We start from the raw sequence: 16055 nt of genomic DNA on the forward strand, positions 1-16055 counted from the left end.
TCGCGGCCACCGCGGCATGACGTCGATGTGACGGCCGCATGAAACGGTTTGCCGAACATGCGTAGGGTGCAGAGAACTCATCAGGAGAACGGTGCCCCGTTCGGGGCACGGCGACCGGACGACGACGGGTGAAGGAGGGAGCCGGAGCGATGGGCGACCACAAAGATCAGCACCTCCGGGTGGGCGCGGCCGTACGGCGCCGGCGCCGGGCCCTCGAGCTCACCCTCGCCGTGGTGTCCGAGCGCAGCGGCCTGTCCGTGCCCTTCCTGAGCCAGATCGAGAACGACCGGGCGCGGCCCAGCCAGAGTTCCCTGGAGAAGGTGGCCGACGCCCTGCGCACCACAGCCGTGGAGCTGCTCGCCGCCGCCGACCCCGCGTGCAGCGTGGACGTGGTCCGCGCCGAGGACCCCGATCCCGAGCTGGCGCCCAGGGTGCGTTCCCTGGTGCGCGGGCACCACCAGATGCACGCCTCCGAGTTCACCGGCGACCACGACGCGGGCCGGGAACTGCAGTACCGCAACGACCAGTTGATGTTCGTCACCGAGGGAGCGGTGGAGATCGAGGCCGAGGGGCGCGCCTACCGGCTGGGGCGCGGCGACACGCTGTACCTCACCGGCGGGGTGCGGCACCGGTGGCGGGCCACGGTGCCCGACACCCGGCTGGTCGTGGTCGCCGTCGCCGAGCACATCGAGGCGGTCCGGGACGGGCCTCGCCGGTGAGGGTGTGCCGGTGAGGGTGGTCTCCCTGGTGCCGTCGCTGACCGAGGCGGTGGCCCGTACCGTTCCCGGCGCCCTGGTGGGCGCCACCGACTGGTGCACCCACCCGGCAGGCCTCGACGTCGCACGCGTCGGCGGCACGAAGAACCCGAAGCCCGAGCGGATCGTCGCCCTCGCCCCCGACCTGGTGGTCGCCAACGAGGAGGAGAACCGCGCCCCCGACCTGGACGCCCTGCGCGCGGCCGGTGTCGAGGTGCTGGTGACCGAGGTGCGCACGGTGCCGCAGGCCCTCACCGAGCTCGACCGGGTGCTGGCCGCCTGCGGTGCGCGGTCCCGGCCCCGGTGGCTGGACGACGCGGAGACGGCCTGGTCGGCCCTGCCGCTCCCGCAGCGGCGCCGCACGGCCGTCGTGCCGATCTGGCGCAGGCCCTGGATGGTGCTGGGCCGCGAGACCTTCGCGGGCGACGTGCTGGCCCGCCTCGGCGTCGGCCACCTGTACGCCGATCACGCCGAGCGCTACCCGAAGATCCCGGTCGAGGAACTGCGGGCGGCCCGCCCGGACGTCGTGGTCCTGCCCGACGAGCCGTACCGCTTCACCGCCGCCGACGGCCCGGAGGCCTTCCCCGGCCTGCCCTGCGCCCTCGTCGACGGGCGGCACCTCACGTGGTACGGGCCGTCGCTGGCCGAGGCGCCCCGGGTACTGGGCGCGGCCCTGCGAGCAGCGCGCCGCTGACCACGCCGCGCGCGGTGTGCACGGCGGCGACGGCCCAGGCGACGACGAGGACGGCGTACAGGACCACGGTGAGTCCGTCGTAGGCGGCGAGCCCCGTGTGCCGTGCCAGCGCCGCCGAGCCGGTGACACAGGTGCCCACCGGGAAGGTGAACGACCACCACGTCATCGAGAAGCCCATGCCCTCCCGGCGGGCCCGCACGACGTGCGCGGTGGCGAGACACAGCCACATCAGCGCGAAGCCCATCACGGGAACGCCGTACAGGACGACGAGCGCCCCGAAGCCCTCCGCGTGCGGGTCCGGCACGACCCCCGGGGCCACGTCCGCGAACTTCCCCACGGCGGTGGTCGACTGCCCGAGCGGTCCCAGCACCAGGAACAGCGACGGGGTGAGCGCGAGCGGCAGCGGACCGCCGGTGAGCAGCCGACCGAAGATAACCGGCAGCGTCACCAACGTCGCCAGCAGGCTCACCCCGAACATCGCGACACAGGCGAGCAGCAGGGTCTGGCGGGGCTGCCCCGGCGGGAGGTGCGGGACCAGCAGCGGCCCGACGGCCGCGGACACCATCGGCGCGACGAGCGGCAGCAGCCACACCGGACTGGCCTGACCCGGCTCCATCCGGTGGCGTACGGCCATCAGGTACGGCACGGCGACCGCCGCGGCCAGCCCGATGACCGTACCGGCGCTGAACAGCACGGCGTCCAGGGCGACCGCGGCGGAGGTGCCGATCCAGTCCCGCCCGACGGTCAGCGCGCCGCCGCCGACGGCCAGCAGGGCCATCGACAGACAACCGTAGAAGGGAGCCGCCGCCGGGTCCAGCAGATGGGCGCGGGCCTGGTCGCGGTGGTGGAGCCAGTGCAGGGACCGGGCCACCAGCAGGACCGCCAGCAGGACGAGGGACAGTGCCCAGACCGTGGTGCAGACGGCGCCCAGCCCGGGTACCTGCCGGGGGAGCGCGGCCCCCGCGGTACCGACGATGGCGGTGCCCATGACGCAGGAGTACCAGTTCGGCCCGAGATGACGGACGGACGGGACACGCCGGGCCGGGGCGACGGGAGACAGGGGCTGGGCTGCGGTGACCATGCGACCACGATCTCGAGGACAGACGCCCCTGACCAGGGACCATGTCCCTATGAGGGCATAAGCTGGAGTTATGAGCAGTAGCACGGGAGGCACGGGCGGGCCGGGCGGGCCGGGCGGGCTGGACGGGCCGGGACGGCACGCGGCGGGCTCGCTCGCCCACCGGGTACCGGATCTCGGAGCCATGGAGCTGCTGCTGGCGGTGGCGCGCCTGGGCAGCCTCGGCGGGGCTGCGCGCGAACTGGGCATCACGCAGCCGGCCGCCAGCAGCCGCATCCGCTCGATGGAGCGCCAGCTGGGGGTGGCCCTGGTGGACCGTTCGCCGCGAGGCTCCCGGCTCACCGATGCGGGCGCGCTGGTCACGGACTGGGCGCGCCGCATCGTGGAGGCGGCCGAGGCGTTCGACGCGGGCGCGCAGGCGCTGCGGGACCGACGGGACTCGCGGCTGCGGGTGGCGGCGAGCATGACGATCGCCGAGTACCTGCTGCCGGGGTGGCTGGTCGCCCTGCGCACCCAGCTGCCGGACACGGCGGTGTCGCTGCACGCCGGGAACTCGACGGTGGTGGCGGAGCGACTGCTGTCCGGCGAGGCCGACCTGGGCTTCGTGGAGGGGGTGAGCGTCCCGGCGGGCCTCGACTCGGCCGTCATCGCCCACGACCGGCTGATCGTCGTGACCGCGCCGGGTCACCCGTGGGCCCGCCGCCGGCGCCCGCTCGCGGCGACGGAACTGGCGGCAACCCCGCTGATCCTGCGGGAGAAGGGCTCGGGCACCCGGCAGGTCCTGGACGCGGCCCTGGGCGGTCTGGCCCGCCCCCTGATCGAACTGTCGTCGACCACCGCGGTGAAGGCCGCGGCCGTGAGCGGCGCCGGCCCGTCCGTCCTCAGCGAACTCGCCGTGGGTGAGGAGCTCGCCACCCGGCGCCTGGTGAGCGTGCCCGTGTCGGACGTCGCCCTGGCCCGCGACCTGCGCGCGGTGTGGCCCACCGGCCACCGCCCGACGGGCCCCGCGCGGCAACTGCTGTCGCTGACGCGGGCGTAGGCTCGCCGGCCGGGTCGGGCGGCGTGTCCCGGCCGGGTCGGGCGGCGTGTCCCGGCCGGGTCGGGTGGCGTGTCCCGGCCGGGTTGGGTGGTGTGCCCCGGCCGGGTTGGGTGGCGTGTCCCGGCCGGGTCGGGTGGTGTGCCCCGGCCGGGTCCGGCGGCGTGCCCCAGCCGGGCGGGGCGCAGGCGAGCGGCCGGGCGCGTTGCCGGGCTGGGGCTGGAGGCGGGGCTGGGGCTGGAGGCGGGGCTGGAGCTGGGGCTGGGGCTGGAGCTGGAGGCGGGGCTGGGGCTGGGGCTGGAGTTGGAGTTGGAGCTGGAGGCGGGGCTGAAGCTGGAGTCGGAGCTGGGGCTTGGCTGGGGTTGGGCCGAGAGGGAAGCCGGGATGAGGTGCCGGGGCCCGGGCGCCGGGGTGCCGGGGTCCGGCATGGCCCGTGCCGTCGCGGGACCGGGCGTCTCAGGAGGGTCCCGCCGCCTCCACCAGTGCGCGCATCACCCGCGCGTCCTCGCCCATCTCCGGATGCCACTGCACGCCGAGGACCCAGCCCGGCCCCGACGGCAGCTCCAGGGCCTCCACGGTGCCGTCCGCGGCGTGTGCCGACGCGACCAGACCGGTGCCGATCCGGTCCACCGCCTGGTGGTGATAGGTCGGCACGAACAGCTCCTCGGACACGATCCCCGCGTACAGCGACCCCGGAACCGGCTTGACCGGATGGCCGCCGAACACGCCCACCACCTCGGCGTGGCCCTCGATGTGCTGGACGAGGGTTCCGCCCAGGGCGACGTTGAGCAGTTGCATGCCCCGGCAGATGCCCAGGAGCGGGACGCGCGCGGCCAGGGCGGCCTCGATGAGCGCCAGCTCCCACGTGTCCCGGGCCCGGGCGGGCGGGCCGGTGCGCGGGCCCGGTTCGGCGCCGTAGCGGACCGGCTCCACGTCCGGGCCGCCCGCGATCACCAGCCCGTCGAGGCGGGCGACGGTGGCGGCGGCGTGCTCCGGTACGTCCGGCGGGAGCATCGCGGCCAGTCCGCCCGCCCGCTGCACGAGCCGCGGATAACCGGCCGGCAGCAGCGCCGCCTCCAGCTCCCACACGCCCCAGCGCGCCCCGGACTCCAGGTACGTGCTGACGCCGATCAGGGGCCTGCCCGCCATCCGACCTCCCGGTGAGGATCATCAATGGGTTGCCTTCATACCTTTGCCGTGCCACACCGTCACGGCAAGACGCCCACGAGCGGAACACCTATGGACCGGACACCTATGGACCGGACACCTATGGACCGGACACCTACGGACCGGACGCTCACCCGCGGGACACTCACGCCAGGAACCCGCGCAGGAGCGCCGCCGTCCCCGCGCAGTGCTCGCGCGTGATCTCGCGTGCCCCGTCCGCGTCCCCGTCGAGCACGGCCTCCACCAGCGCGGTGTGCTGCCGCTGGGAGTGCTCCAGGTTGCGCACCAGCAGCGGGATGCAGTCCAGCAGGTCGTTGAGGGTCGCGCGGACGGCCGCGTACTGTGCCGCCAGCGCCGGTGAGCCGCACAGGTCCGCGAGGGTGAGATGCAGCCTCGTGTCCAGCCGGCGGTACTCCGCCAGCGGCGCTTCCCGCGTGCCGGCCAGCGCCTCGCGCAGCCGCCCCGCCTCCGCTTCCGCCGGCCCGTGCGCCGCGCACAACCCGGCCGCGCCCACCTCCAGCACCTCCCGGAAGCGCAGCACGTCCTCGAGGTCGACCCCGGCGACCCGGCGCCGCAGCTCGTCCTCGCCGCCCGCGTCCGCACGCGGCAGCACGAACGTTCCGCCGTACCGGCCGCGGCGGGCCTCCACCAGACCCTGGTCCTGGAGCACCCGCAGCACCTCGCGCAGTGTCACCCGGCTGATCCCCAGCCGCTCCGCCAGCTCCCGCTCGGCCGGCAGCCGCTCGCCCTCCGAGACCAGGCCCAGCCGGACGACCTGGAGGATCTGCTCCAGCGCCTCCTCGAAGCCGTTGCCCGCCCGCACCGTCCGCAGCACCGGTGCGAGCCGGTCCGTCACGCTCCCGCCGGTTTCCTCCGGCATACGGCCGCGCCCCCTTCCCAAGCAATGGTTTCCGGCAATACCTTATGGCTCCCGGCCAGAAGGAGGCTCTCCCCGTGCCAGACCGCACACCCCCGCTCGCGGTCGAGGAACTGCACGCCCTCGTCGCCGCCGGTGACATAGACACCGTCGTCCTGGCCTTCCCCGACATGCAGGGCCGCCTCCAGGGCAAGCGGTTCGCCGCGCGCTTCTTCCTCGACGAGGTCCTCCGGCACGGTACCGAGGGCTGCAACTACCTCCTCGCCGTGGACGCCGACATGAACACCGTCGACGGCTACGCGATGTCCTCCTGGGACCGCGGCTACGGCGACTTCGCCATGCACGCCGACCTGGCCACCCTGCGCCGCCTGCCGTGGCACGAGGGCACCGCGCTGGTCGTCGCCGACCTCGCCTGGGAGGACGGCTCACCGGTCCTCGCCGCGCCCCGCCAGATCCTGCGCCGCCAACTGGAGCGCCTCACCGGCCACGGGTACACCGCCCGGGCCGGCACGGAGCTGGAGTTCATCGTCTTCCGGGACACCTACGAACAGGCCTGGGACGCCGGCTACCGCGGCCTGACCCCGGCCAACCAGTACAACGTCGACTACTCGGTCCTCGGCACCGGCCGCGTCGAACCCCTGCTGCGCCGCATCCGCAACGAGATGGCCGGCGCCGGCCTCGCCGTCGAGTCCGCCAAGGGCGAGTGCAATCCCGGCCAGCACGAGATCGTCTTCCGCTACGACGAGGCCCTGGTCACCTGCGACCAGCACGCGGTCTACAAGACCGGCGCCAAGGAGATCGCCGCCCAGGAGGGCATGTCCCTCACCTTCATGGCCAAGTACAACGAGCGCGAGGGCAACTCCTGCCACATCCACCTCTCCCTCGCCGACGCCGACGGCAACGGCGCCATGGCCGGTGACGGGGAAGGCGGCATGTCGGAGGTCATGCGGCACTTCCTCGCCGGACAACTGGTGGCACTGCGCGAGTTCTCCCTCCTCTACGCCCCCCACATCAACTCGTACAAGCGCTTCCAGCCCGGCTCCTTCGCCCCGACCGCCGTCGCGTGGGGCCACGACAACCGCACCTGCGCCCTGCGCGTCGTCGGCCACGGCCGCTCGCTCCGTTTCGAGAACCGGCTCCCCGGCGGCGACGTCAACCCGTACCTCGCGGTGGCCGGCATGGTCGCGGCCGGACTGCACGGCGTCGAGCAGCGGCTGGAGCTGCCCGAGCCCTGCGCCGGCAACGCCTACACCGCCGACTACGCACACGTCCCCACCACCCTGCGCGAGGCCGCCGGGCTCTGGGAGAACAGCACCCTCGCCAAGGCCGCCTTCGGGGACGAGGTCGTCGCCCACTACCGCAACATGGCGCGCGTCGAACTGGACGCCTACGACGCCGCCGTCACGGACTGGGAGCTGCGCCGCTCCTTCGAACGCATGTGAGGCACCGGTTGTCCGACACATCGCCCGACGAACTGCGGGTACTGAACCCCGCCACCGAAGAGATCCTCGCCACCGTCCCCGCCGCCACCGCGGCCGACGTCGACGCCGCCGTGGTACGGGCCGCGCGGGCGCAGACCACCTGGGCCGCCCTCGCCCCCGGCGACCGTGCCCGGCTGCTGCGCCGGTTCGCCACCGCCGTCGACGAGCACCTGGAGGAGCTGGCCCGGCTGGAGGTCCGCGAGGCCGGACACACCATCGGCAACGCCCGCTGGGAGGCCGGCAACGTCCGCGACCTGCTCGACTACGCCGCCGGGGGAGTGGAGCGGCTCACCGGACGGCAGATCCCGGTCGCCGGCGGCCTGGACGTGACGATCCTCGAACCGCTCGGCGTCGTCGGCGTCATCGCGCCTTGGAACTTCCCCATGCCGATCGCGGCCTGGGGCACCGCGCCGGCCCTGGCGGCGGGCAACGCCGTCCTCCTCAAGCCCGCCGAGACGACCCCGCTGACCGCGCTGCGCCTGGCCGAACTGGCCCTGGCGGCGGGTCTCCCCGAGCACCTCTTCCAGGTGCTGCCCGGTCGCGGGCCGGTCGCGGGCGACGCGCTCGTCGAACACCCCGGCGTGGCGAAGATCGTCTTCACCGGGTCGACGGCCGTGGGACGGCAGGTGGCCGCCAAGGGCGCCGCCCTCCTCAAGCCCGTCACCCTCGAACTGGGCGGCAAGAGCCCCAACATCGTCTTCGCCGACGCCGACATCGAAGTCGCCGCGGCGGCCACGCCCATGTCCTTCCTCGACAACTCCGGCCAGGACTGCTGCGCCCGCACCCGCATCCTCGTCCAGCGCACGGTGTACGACCGCTTCCTCGCCCTGCTCGCCCCCGCGATCGAGTCCGTCCTCGTCGGCGACCCGGCCGACGAGCGCACCGACATGGGCCCGCTGATCTCCCGCGCCCAGCTGGACCGCGTCCGCTCCCTCGTCCCCGCCGACGCCGACGGCATCCGCGGCAAGGCCCCCGAGGGCGGCCCCGGCTTCTGGTTCGCGCCCACCGTCCTCACCGGAGTCGACGCGCACGCGCGCGTGGCCGTCGAGGAGGTCTTCGGACCCGTCGCCGTCGTCCTGCCCTTCGACGACGAGGCCGACGCGGTCCGCCTGGCCGACGCCACCGACTACGGACTGTCCGGCTCGCTCTGGACCAGGGACGTCGGCCGCGCCCTGCGCGTGTCGAACGCGGTCCGCGCCGGGAACCTGTCCGTCAACTCCCACTCGAGCGTCCGCTACTGGACGCCGTTCGGCGGGTTCAAGCAGTCCGGCCTCGGCCGCGAACTCGGCCCGGACGCGCTGACCGCCTTCACCGAGACCAAGAACGTCTTCATCAGCAACGTCCCGTCGAGCACGGAGGACCCCGCACAGTGAGCGAAGACATCGTGTGCCGCAGGCTCGTCGGCCGTACCGCCGTCGTCACCGGAGCGGGCAGCGGCATCGGCCTCGCCGCCTCCCGCCGGCTGGCCTCCGAGGGCGCGCACGTCGTCTGCGGCGACGTGGACGAGACCCGGGGCAAGGCGGCGGCCGAGGAGACCGGCGGCATCTTCGTCAAGGTCGACGTCACCGACCCCGAGCAGGTCGAGGCGCTGTTCCAGGCGGCGTACGACACCTATGGCAGCGTCGACGTCGCGTTCAACAACGCCGGTGTCTCGCCGCCCGACGACGACTCCATCCTGGAGACGGGACTGGAGGCGTGGAAGCGCGTCCAGGAGGTCAACCTCACCTCCGTCTACCTGTGCTGCAAGGCCGCCATCCCCTACATGCGGCGCCAGGGCAGGGGGTCCGTCATCAACACCGCGTCCTTCGTGGCCCGGATGGGCGCGGCCACCTCGCAGATCTCGTACACGGCCTCCAAGGGCGGCGTCCTCGCGATGTCCCGTGAACTGGGCGTGCAGTTCGCCCGGGAGGGCATCCGCGTCAACGCCCTGTGCCCCGGCCCGGTCAACACCCCGCTCCTCCAGGAGCTGTTCGCCAAGGACCCGGAGCGGGCCGCGCGGCGCCTCGTGCACATCCCGCTCGGGCGGTTCGCCGAGGCCGAGGAGATCGCCGCCGCCGTCGCGTTCCTGGCCAGCGACGACTCCTCCTTCGTGAACGCCACCGACTTCCTGGTGGACGGCGGGATTTCCGGGGCGTACGTCACACCGCTGTAGATCGCCGCGGGCGGCGTCCTACAGTGCCGGAATGAGCATGACGCCGCCGCCCGGCTGGTACCGCGATCCGTCGGCCCCGCACCAGGAACGCTGGTGGGACGGCACGGCCTGGACGGAGCACCGGCGCGCACCCGGGCCCACCGGGTTCGGAGCGCCCCCGTCCCCCTCCCCGCCCCCGCAGGAGCCCGTCCCCCAGCAGCCGGTGCGGCACCGGCAGCCGATGGACCCGCGGCAGCCCGAGCGGCAGACGCAGCCCGGGCAGGCGTCGACCGTGCCGCTGTTCGCGGGCGGCGGCCCGGGGCAGCGGCGGCCCGCGGGCGGCGGCGGGCGCGGAAAGGCCGTCGCCCTCACCACCACGGCGGCCGTGCTGGTCGCGGCGATCGTCACCGGAGCCCTCGTCCTCGGCGAGGACGACGGCGGCCTCGGGGCCCAGGCCCCGCCGGCCACGGCGACGTCCACCGTCCCGGAACCGGCGAGCGCGACGCCGACCGCCTCACCCACCCCCTCCGAACCCTCCGCCGACGACCCGGCCGTGGTCGAGGACCAGCTCAACGGCGTCACCTTCCCGCTGCCGGACGGATGGGTCCTGCCGAAGTACGTCACCGAGGACGACGTCATGATGACCACGGACGGCACCTACGACTGCCCCGGCGACGGCGGCGTGTGCCGGCACGGTCTGGTCATCTCCCGCACCGTCACCGCGAACGCCGAGTCCTCCCCGAAGGTCCTCGCCGAGCAGGACATCGAGGACGCGGCGGACGACGCCTACGACCGCGACCTGATCGGCAACAAGCCCTTCGGCGGCCTCGAGTCCCACGAGGAGGTGGCGTCCGGGCCGGTCGCGGTCGCCGGACGCGCCGGGTACTACGTGCGCTGGCGGGTGCAGACGGCGAAGGGCCCCGGCGGCTACGTGCAGTCGATGGTGTTCCCCTCCACCGTCGGCACCGAGTCCCCGATCCTCGTCCGCTACGTCTTCGACGCCGGCGAGGACGGGCCGCCGCTCGACGACATGGACCGGATCACCAAGGGCATCCGGCCCGTCGGCGACGCGGACACGGGCGGCGGCGTGGGCAGCGGCATCGGCCCCTCGAACTGACCGGCACGGGCCGCGGCCCGCGGGCCAAGGCCGAGCGCTACAGGGGCCCGCGGGCCAAGGCCGAGCGCTACAGGGGCCCGCGGGCCAAGGCCGAGCGCTACAGGAAGGTGTGCCCCTCGCCCCGGTACGTCGGCACCGTCGCCGTCACCACGTCCCCCTCCACGAGGTGCAGCGCGTCGAACCGCTCACACAGCTCCCCGGCCTTGGCGTGCCGGAACCACACCTTGTCGCCGACGAGGAGGTCGTCGGCGGGCGACCCGAGCAGCGGTGTCTGCACCTCGCCGGCGCCCTCCTGGGGGTCGTAGCGCAGGCCCTCGGGCAGATACGGGACCGGCAGCCGGTCGGCGCCGGGCGCGCCGGAGGCCGGATAGCCGCCGCCGAGGACGGCCACGGCCCCGACCCCCGGCCGCCGTACGACGGGCTGGGCGAACAGCGCCGCCGGACGGCCCCGGAAGGACGTGTAGTTGTCGAACAGCCGCGGCACGTACAGCCCGGACCCGGCCGCGATCTCCGTGACCGCGTCCTCCGCGGCGGTGTGCTGCACGCTGCCCGTGCCGCCGCCGTTGACGAACTCCAGACCGGGCACGACGGCCCGGACCGCCCGCACCACCGCGGCCCGCCGCTCGGCGAGTTCCCGGCGGGCGGCGGCCTGCATCAGCCGCACCGCCCGCGACCGCAGCGGCCGGCCGGCCACCGCGTCCCCGACCCCGGCGACATGACCCTCGTACGCCATGATGCCGACGACCTCGAACCCCGGCCGGCGGACCACCGCGCGGGCCAGGTCGGCGACCTGCGCGGGGGAGTGCAGCGGGGAGCGCCGGGCCCCGACCCGCACCCGCCCGCCGAGCAGCTTCAGCGAGGTGTCCAACTCCAGGCAGACCCGCACGACTTCGCCGCCGCCGTCGCGCGCGGCGTCGATGAGGTTCAGCTGCGCCGGATCGTCGATCATGACGGTCACGGTGGAGGCGAGCTTGGGGTCGGCGGCCAGTTCGGCGTACCGGGCGCGGTCCGCCGAAGGATAGGCGAGGAGCACGTCCTCGAAACCGGAGCGCGCCAGCCACAGGGACTCCGCCAGCGTGAACGACATGACGCCCGCGAAACCGTCCCTGGCCAGGGCACGTTCGAGCAGCGCACGGCAGCGTACGGACTTGCTGGCGACGCGGATCGGCTTGCCGCCCGCGCGGCGGACCAGGTCGTCCGCGTTGGCGTCGAAGGCCTCCAGATCCACGATCGCCACAGGGGCGTCCAGATGGGCGGTGGCCCGGTCGTACCGGGCCCGATCGGCGGCGCGCGCAGTCATGGACGCAGCCTGCCAGACAGGATTACCGCAGGGTAGGGGGACGTTCCGGGCCAATGCCACGGGCACGCGGACTGGTTCCCCGCCGGGCGGGGGCACGCCGTAGAGTGACGCGCACGCACGGTGGAACGGCCCGGGCGGCAGGGCCCGAGGTCCGCGCCGGGATGGCGGTCCACCCGTGCGGGTATGCGTGCCCGGGACGGATCGGTCCGCGCCGGGCCGGGGCGGGAGACCACATCACCGGCCCGCGTCGGAGAACGGGCCGGGCCCGAGGAAGAGGAAACGGGGGGCGCATGAGCACGGAAGCACGCCGCGCCTCCGTCCCCCCGCCCCCCGGGACGCCGCCCCGCCCGGAGACCCCGCCCCGCCCGGAGACCGCGCCCCGGCCCGTTACTCGACCCCGCCCTGAGACGCCGCTCCGGCCGGAGACCCCGCCCCGCCCGGAGACCCCGCTCCGGCCGGAGACTTCGCCCCGCCCCGAGACACCGCCCCGCCGCCCCGACACCCCTCCGCGCGCCGGTACGCCGCCTCACCCGGACGCACCGCCTCGTCCCGGCGTCCAGCCCTACCCGGCACAGGCGTCCTCGGCGCCCGGCCGCGACACGAACGTCCCGCCGCGCCCTACCGCCTGCCGGGGCATCGACGCGCCCTCGGCACCGGAGGACGACGGCGCGCCGGGCCGACACACGGCGATGCCGGAGGCCCGGACGGCCACGTCCAACTCTTCGGACGCCGATCTGCCCGCGCCGGGCGGCCGGGACGCCGGCCCGACCGTGCCGGGCGGCCCAACTGTGCCGGGCGGCCCAACTGTGCCGGGCGGCCCAACTGTGCCGGGCGGCCCAACTGTGCCGGGCGGCCCAACTGTGCCGGGCGGCCCAACCGCGCCGGGCGGCCCAACCGCGCCGGGCGGCCCAACCGCGCCGGACGGCCCAACCGCGCCGGGCGGCCCAACCGCGCCGGACGGGGAAGGCGGCCTGTCCGTGCCGGGCGGCCCGACCGTGCCCGACGGGGAAGGCGGCCTGTCCGCGCCGGGCGGCCGGAACGGCGCCGCCGAGGTGTCCGGCCCCGGTGGCGGAGTCCGGCCCCGGTACCCGCGTTTCCGGCTCGCCGATTCGGGAGGCGCCGACGCCGCGCACCCGCCACCCCGCGCCTCCGCCCGCTTCCCCGACGCGCCGCCGGCCGCCGGTCGCGCGAACCCGGGCGGAAGCGGGACGCCGGAGGCACCGCCCCGCCGTCTCGACGCCCCCGCGGAGAGCCCGTCGGAGACGACCAGGCGCCTGCGCCCGATCCCGGCGGATCCCGTACCGGCGCCCGCACCGGAACCGGGACCCCGAGCGGAGACACGTCGGGAACCTCCGCATCCGCGCCCCCACCCACAGCCGCAACCGCAATCGCATCCGCAACCGCAATCGCATCCGCATCCGCATCCGAGACGCCCGGCACCCGCCCCGCCCTCCGACCCGGCGGCCCCCTTCCCGAGCACCGCCGCCCCCGACCCCGCCTTCTCCTGGAGCGTCCCCGCGGCGCCCGGCGACGGGCGGCCCCGGGTGTCTCTCGGGGAGCCCGAGGGGTACGACGAGCTCGCCCGGCCGCGTCCGCTCGGTGGGCGACTGCGGCCCCAGGCCGTGGCCGCGGCCGTCTGTCTGGTGCTCGGTCTGGGACTCGTCACCGGCGCCGTCACCGGCAGCTGGCTCGCCGGAGACTCCGGGGACGGTGGCGCGCGCGGTGCCTTCGCCGAGGCCGGGGAGCTGTGGCACAGCGTGCCGGTCGACCAGCTGTTCCCGCCCACCGTGCGGGGACAGGGCGCGGGCCCCGGCGGCGCCGACCGCGCCTGGACGCGTGTCGCCGTCGCCCCGGACAGCGACTGCGAGGGCGCCTTCGACCCGCTGCTGGCCAAGGTCCTCGGCCCCGTCGGCTGCCGGCGCCTGCTGCGCGCGACGTACACCGACGCCACCCAGAGCTACGTCACCACCGTCGGCCTGCTCTTCGCCAAGGCCGACGCCGCCGCCATGACCTCGCTGGCGGGCCGGTTCGAGAAGGAGGAGCTCGGCCGCCGGGAGGACCTCATGCCGCTGCCGTACGCCGCGAAGGACACCGTCGCCGCCGGCTTCGGCGCGCCGCAGCGGGCCTCGTGGACCGTCTCCGTCCTCACCGACGCTCCCGTCGTCGTCTACGCCGTGTCCGGCTGGGCCGACGCCCGCGCCGTCGACGAACCGGAGCCCGCCGAACAGGCCATGGAGTCCGGCGCCACGACGGCTCCGGCCCAGGCAGGCCTCGGCCATGAGGCGAAGGGCCTCGCCGACCGCGTCGAACGTGCCCTGCGCAAGAACGTCGGCGCGGCCACGGAGCGCCCGTCGTGACCGCCGCCACCCGCCGCAGGACCGGCGCACTGAGCCTCCTCCTCGCCGCAGCCCTGGTCCTCGTCCCGGCACCCGCCGCGCACGCCGACGGCATCCGTGCCCAGCAATGGGGGCTGGACGCCATGCACACCCAGGAGGCGTGGCGGACCACCAAGGGCGCCGGTGTCACCGTCGCCGTCCTGGACACCGGCGTCGAGGCCGACCACCCCGACCTGACCGGCAACGTCCTCGCCGGCAAGGACCTGGTGGGTTTCGGCGCGAGTGAGGGAGACCGCGCCTGGGCCCGGCACGGCACCGCCATGGCCGGGATCATCGCCGGGCACGGCCACGGCGCCGGCAACGCCGACGGTGTCATGGGGATCGCCCCGGAGGCGAAGATCCTGCCCCTGCGGGTGATCCTGGAGGACGGCGACCCGTCCCGCGCCAAGGCCCGCAAGACCCGCGGCAACGCTCTCGCCGAGGGCATCCGCTGGGCCGCCGACCACGGCGCCGACATCATCAACCTCTCCCTCGGCGACGACTCGGCCTCCGCCCACCCCGAACCCGCCGAGGACGAGGCCATCCAGTACGCCCTGAAGAAGGGCGTGGTCGTCGTCGCCTCGGCCGGCAACGGCGGCGAGAAGGGCGACCACATCTCCTACCCGGCCGCCTACCCGGGCGTGATAGCCGCGACCGCCGTCGACCGCTACGGCACCCGTGCCTCCTTCTCCACCCGCCGCTGGTACGCCACGGTCAGCGCCCCCGGCGTCGACGTGATCATCGCCGATCCCGACCACCGCTACTACGAGGGCTGGGGCACCAGCGCCGCCTCCGCGTTCGTCTCCGGTGCCGCCGCCCTCGTGAAGTCGGCCCACCCCGGCCTCAGCCCGGCCCAGATCAAGGACCTCCTGGAGGACACGGCCCGCAACGCGCCGGCCGAGGGCCGCGACGACTCCCGCGGCTACGGCTTCGCCGACCCCGCCGCCGCCATCGAGGCGGCCCGACGGCTGAAGCCGGAGGGGCTGAAGTCGGCGGCGTACGGAGAGAAGTACTTCGGCTCCGGCCCCGACGCCCCCGCCTCCGACGACGACACCTCCGCCTGGGCGGCCCCGCTGGCCGGCGGCGCGGGCGGCGTCATGATCGTCGCGGCCGTCGTCCTGTGGCGGGGCCGCCGCGGACGCTACGACGACTTCTGATCGGGGTCGGTGTCGCCCGCCCCCGTGAACACGGACACCGCCGCCCGCGCCGCCGCCTCGGTGAGCGAGACACCCGCGGCCTGGGTCGCGCTGCCCCGCGACACCACCGCCACCAGGCGGTCGCGACCGCCCGACGTGACCCGTCCGATGCTGTTGACCACCCACAGCCCGGTGGTGCCGCGCCGCAGCCAGCCGTTCTTCAGCGCCCACCCCGAGCCGTTGCCACTTCCGCCACCGTCGCCACTTCCGCCACCGTCGCCACTCCCGCCACCGTCGCCACTCCCGCCCCCGTCGGCCGCCGCCGACACACCCCACCGCTGACCGTCGGCGATCCGTCCCATCAGCCTTCGCACATAAGCCCGTGAGGCCTCGCTCAGTTCGGAGCCGTCCGCCACGAACACCTGCCGCAGCAGCGTGACCTGGTCGGCGGCCGTGGTCTGCGTCAGCCCCCACAGCGCGCCGCCACCGCCCTCGGTCCGCGTCAGCCCGAAGCGGTCGTTCGCCGCGTCCAGCCCGTCCGCCGCCCCGATCGCACGCCACAGTGCCGACGCCGAGTCGTTGTCACTGCGCTCGATCATGGCGACGGCGTACGACTTCTCGGCCGCGGTCGGCGTGCGCCCCGCGTCCTGTGCCTGCAGCAGCAACGCTGCCAGGATGTCGACCTTGACGATGCTCGCCGTGTCGAAGAGACCCGTGCCGTACGAGGCGCTCTCGCCGCAGTCCGGGTCGAGCACCGCCACCGACACCTCGGCGCCCTCCGGCACTGTCACCGGCGCCATGGCCGCGGCCAGCAGCGCGTGCCGGTCCACGACCGGCTCGACCGTCTCCACCGTTGCCTCCCCGCCCGAGGGTGCCGAGGCCGACGACGATACGGCGCCACCCGCGCC

At 75.0% G+C, this 16055-nt stretch carries 14 protein-coding genes; 9 read left to right on the forward strand and 5 right to left on the reverse strand.

Features of this window, described 5'->3' with window-relative positions; translation table 11 throughout:
• Positions 1-149: 149 nt before the first annotated feature.
• Both ACZ4V1_RS16835 and ACZ4V1_RS16840 read left to right on the forward strand, forming a co-directional pair.
• Positions 150-719 carry a helix-turn-helix domain-containing protein gene (locus ACZ4V1_RS16835; protein ID WP_468335847.1) on the forward strand — a complete coding sequence of 190 codons (570 nt, stop codon included), beginning with the start codon at positions 150-152 and terminating at the stop codon, positions 717-719.
• 10 nt (positions 720-729) lie between these two features.
• Positions 730-1449, forward strand: a complete 720-nt coding sequence (locus tag ACZ4V1_RS16840; protein WP_468335850.1) for a helical backbone metal receptor — start codon at positions 730-732, stop codon at positions 1447-1449.
• Here ACZ4V1_RS16840 and ACZ4V1_RS16845 read toward each other — a convergent pair.
• Complete coding sequence (locus ACZ4V1_RS16845) at positions 1376-2530, reverse strand: TDT family transporter (protein ID WP_468335853.1); 1155 nt, start codon at positions 2528-2530, stop codon at positions 1376-1378. The two genes, ACZ4V1_RS16840 and ACZ4V1_RS16845, sit on opposite strands and share 74 nt — an antisense overlap.
• Before the next feature lie 70 nt (positions 2531-2600).
• Between ACZ4V1_RS16845 and ACZ4V1_RS16850 the strand changes: the two genes are divergently transcribed.
• On the forward strand, positions 2601-3566 hold the full coding sequence (locus ACZ4V1_RS16850; protein WP_468335856.1) for a LysR family transcriptional regulator: 966 nt from the start codon (positions 2601-2603) through the stop codon (positions 3564-3566).
• Between the two features lie 453 nt (positions 3567-4019).
• Here ACZ4V1_RS16850 and ACZ4V1_RS16855 read toward each other — a convergent pair whose 3' ends face one another.
• Positions 4020-4712, reverse strand: coding sequence for a gamma-glutamyl-gamma-aminobutyrate hydrolase family protein (locus tag ACZ4V1_RS16855; protein WP_468335859.1), 693 nt, complete (start codon positions 4710-4712; stop codon positions 4020-4022).
• 163 nt (positions 4713-4875) lie between these two features.
• Complete coding sequence (locus tag ACZ4V1_RS16860; RefSeq protein ID WP_468335862.1) at positions 4876-5610, reverse strand: FadR/GntR family transcriptional regulator; 735 nt, start codon at positions 5608-5610, stop codon at positions 4876-4878.
• Between the two features lie 74 nt (positions 5611-5684).
• Here ACZ4V1_RS16860 and ACZ4V1_RS16865 point away from each other — a divergent pair, with 74 nt between their 5' ends.
• Genes ACZ4V1_RS16865 through ACZ4V1_RS16880 form a run of 4 tightly spaced genes read left to right on the forward strand, consistent with a single transcriptional unit; the run spans position 5685 to position 10336 of the window.
• Positions 5685-7049 carry a glutamine synthetase family protein gene (locus tag ACZ4V1_RS16865; protein ID WP_468335865.1) on the forward strand — a complete coding sequence of 455 codons (1365 nt, stop codon included), beginning with the start codon at positions 5685-5687 and terminating at the stop codon, positions 7047-7049.
• Between the two features lie 8 nt (positions 7050-7057).
• Positions 7058-8461, forward strand: coding sequence for an aldehyde dehydrogenase family protein (locus ACZ4V1_RS16870; protein WP_468335868.1), 1404 nt, complete (start codon positions 7058-7060; stop codon positions 8459-8461).
• Positions 8458-9240, forward strand: coding sequence for a 3-oxoacyl-ACP reductase (locus tag ACZ4V1_RS16875; RefSeq protein ID WP_468335871.1), 783 nt, complete (start codon positions 8458-8460; stop codon positions 9238-9240). Before ACZ4V1_RS16870 ends, ACZ4V1_RS16875 begins: the two co-directional genes overlap by 4 nt.
• 37 nt (positions 9241-9277) lie before the next feature.
• Positions 9278-10336, forward strand: a complete 1059-nt coding sequence (locus ACZ4V1_RS16880; protein ID WP_468336459.1) for a DUF2510 domain-containing protein — start codon at positions 9278-9280, stop codon at positions 10334-10336.
• A 97-nt stretch (positions 10337-10433) separates the two neighbouring features.
• On the opposite strand, the gene ACZ4V1_RS16885 is transcribed toward ACZ4V1_RS16880, so the two are convergent.
• Entirely contained in the window at positions 10434-11636 is a 1203-nt protein-coding gene (locus tag ACZ4V1_RS16885) for an amino acid deaminase/aldolase (RefSeq protein ID WP_468335874.1), read from the reverse strand.
• Positions 11637-13180: 1544 nt separating this feature from the next.
• On the opposite strand from ACZ4V1_RS16885, the gene ACZ4V1_RS16890 reads away from it, so the two are divergent.
• On the forward strand, positions 13181-13993 hold the full coding sequence (locus ACZ4V1_RS16890; RefSeq protein WP_468335877.1) for a hypothetical protein: 813 nt from the start codon (positions 13181-13183) through the stop codon (positions 13991-13993).
• Entirely contained in the window at positions 13990-15168 is a 1179-nt protein-coding gene (mycP, locus tag ACZ4V1_RS16895; protein ID WP_468335880.1) for a type VII secretion-associated serine protease mycosin, read from the forward strand. The genes ACZ4V1_RS16890 and mycP overlap by 4 nt, the downstream gene beginning before the upstream one ends.
• Here mycP and ACZ4V1_RS16900 read toward each other — a convergent pair.
• Complete coding sequence (locus ACZ4V1_RS16900) at positions 15153-15947, reverse strand: serine hydrolase (RefSeq protein ID WP_468336462.1); 795 nt, start codon at positions 15945-15947, stop codon at positions 15153-15155. The two genes, mycP and ACZ4V1_RS16900, sit on opposite strands and share 16 nt — an antisense overlap.
• Positions 15948-16055: the final 108 nt, after the last annotated feature.

The sequence above is a fragment of the Streptomyces sp. NPDC028991 genome, from assembly GCF_055564775.1.

Excerpts from the sequence above, each read along its gene's own strand:
- ACZ4V1_RS16835 (WP_468335847.1), top strand. The coding sequence starts at position 150 with ATGGGCGACCACAAAGATCAGCACCTCCGGGTGGGCGCGGCCGTACGG.
- ACZ4V1_RS16845 (WP_468335853.1), bottom strand. The coding sequence starts at position 2,530 with ATGGTCACCGCAGCCCAGCCCCTGTCTCCCGTCGCCCCGGCCCGGCGT.
- ACZ4V1_RS16850 (WP_468335856.1), top strand. The coding sequence starts at position 2,601 with ATGAGCAGTAGCACGGGAGGCACGGGCGGGCCGGGCGGGCCGGGCGGG.
- ACZ4V1_RS16855 (WP_468335859.1), bottom strand. The coding sequence starts at position 4,712 with ATGGCGGGCAGGCCCCTGATCGGCGTCAGCACGTACCTGGAGTCCGGG.
- ACZ4V1_RS16860 (WP_468335862.1), bottom strand. The coding sequence starts at position 5,610 with ATGCCGGAGGAAACCGGCGGGAGCGTGACGGACCGGCTCGCACCGGTG.
- ACZ4V1_RS16880 (WP_468336459.1), top strand. The coding sequence starts at position 9,278 with ATGACGCCGCCGCCCGGCTGGTACCGCGATCCGTCGGCCCCGCACCAG.
- ACZ4V1_RS16885 (WP_468335874.1), bottom strand. The coding sequence starts at position 11,636 with ATGACTGCGCGCGCCGCCGATCGGGCCCGGTACGACCGGGCCACCGCC.
- ACZ4V1_RS16900 (WP_468336462.1), bottom strand. The coding sequence starts at position 15,947 with ATGGCGCCGGTGACAGTGCCGGAGGGCGCCGAGGTGTCGGTGGCGGTG.